This window comes from Candidatus Cardinium sp. cBcalN2 (assembly GCF_022810445.1).
Taxonomy (GTDB): Bacteria; Bacteroidota; Bacteroidia; order Cytophagales; family Amoebophilaceae; genus Cardinium.
In genome coordinates this window covers 1-1,519 of record NZ_JAACGD010000178.1, presented here as the reverse complement: position 1 = coordinate 1,519, position 1,519 = coordinate 1, and the positions used below count along the sequence as shown (strand labels likewise).

Annotated in this window: 2 protein-coding genes; one reads left to right on the top strand and one right to left on the bottom strand. The window is 37.9% G+C overall.

Translation table 11 applies throughout. The features are described 5' to 3' along the window. A partial coding sequence (locus MUW74_RS04200; protein WP_243518507.1) for an AAA family ATPase occupies positions 1–217 on the top strand: 217 nt, incomplete at its 5' end. Here MUW74_RS04200 and MUW74_RS04195 read toward each other — a convergent pair. Beyond that, positions 195–1,519, bottom strand: a 1,325-nt coding sequence (locus MUW74_RS04195; protein WP_243553103.1) for an IS66 family transposase, incomplete at its 5' end; no start/stop codon positions are given. The two genes, MUW74_RS04200 and MUW74_RS04195, sit on opposite strands and share 23 nt — an antisense overlap.

Here is a 1,519-nt window from a genome sequence, read left to right as displayed (position 1 = left end):
TCAACTACTACAATTTATAGCCAGGCCTCGTAGATTTGGCAAGTCTCTGTTTATTAATACACTGGCTACTATATGTAGTGGTGAACAAGAAGTTTTTAAGGATTATCACATAGATAGGCTAAAAAATGGGTATCAGTGGAAGAAATATTCGGTGATTAATTTGGAGCTTTCTAGATTAACAAATGAGTTTCCGTTCACGACTGTGGCAGAAATTTGATTTCCGTTTTGGATTCTGTTTTTTCCTGGATTATTTTTTTGAGTTCTTTGAAAGGATTTAGGTTTTGCTGTTTTGCAGTTAGGTACAAAGAGATGACGCGTTCTAAGAACCTATTGCCTCTTTCAGATTGAGTGAAGTAGGAATTTTTACGATATACCACGTAATGCCTAATTTGTCTCTCAGCCAAGTTATTGGTCAATGGAATATTGAGAGGATCTTGATAAAATCTCCATAGCATAGGCTCTGACCGCATTATATTTTTAGCCACACGACTAGCTTGTGCAGCACGGGCTAGCCTGGAAATAGCTTTTAAGCCATACCAGGTCCTTTTACGCAATTTTCTAATGCGTCTTAAAAAGGTAACCAGCCCCATAGATTGGTTCAAGAAAGATCGATGCAAGACAAATAGCTCACTAGCTATTTGCTTTAAGTAAAAACCTAATGCCTTAACATCACTGTGCCAACTATGAGCAAACCTTTCAAAATCTCTAGCTATATGTGACCAGCACAATTGTCGATTAGTAGGCGGAAAATAATTATAGACTGCATATCGGTCACTGACAACAATCTGCTCCCTAGCATTTAGGGCACTACTTTCTAAAACTTTTCGACTTCTTGAATGGGTTAATTTAAGTAGACTAGCTATAGGGCTGGTCATCATCCAGGCCCAATTTCGTTTAGCGCTATTAAAGTGGGAGGTCTCATCTATGTGTACCAATTTACTTTTTCTGATCGTTGCTTCTATAGCCTGGTAAGCGCCTTGGCACTTTGCAGCTACTCTAGCCTCGCTATTAGATATACTACCTAAACTGATATCTAGGTTAAAAATATCTTTTAAGATATAAGATACTTCCCGTTTAGAGTTTTTATAAAAGGCTGTTAAAGAACTAATCACTGATTTGATTTTAGGGCCAAAAGTGTCTCTTGTAACCCCTTTAGGAAGCGCAGAACTATAGCGTTTACCACATTTTCTACACCGACCGTGGTGCATATGATAATCGATTACATAGGGCTTAATATCCGGTAAATCTACTTTTTGATGAATGTAAGGCTTAGAAGATACCACTACATGACCACCATATGAACATACTGCTGAAATACCTAAATTAATAACTTCATCTGCTGGGAGCTTAACACGAGTAGTAGCCGAGTGACCAGGTTGGGCTTCTAGCTTACGTATACTTTTTGGCCTATTACGTTTGAGCTTGTATAGCTCTTTAGAGGTAGGAATCGAGGAGGCTTTTGAAGTCAGACCTAACTGTTCTTTTAGTTTAAGATTTTCTTCACTTAAAGATTTATTGG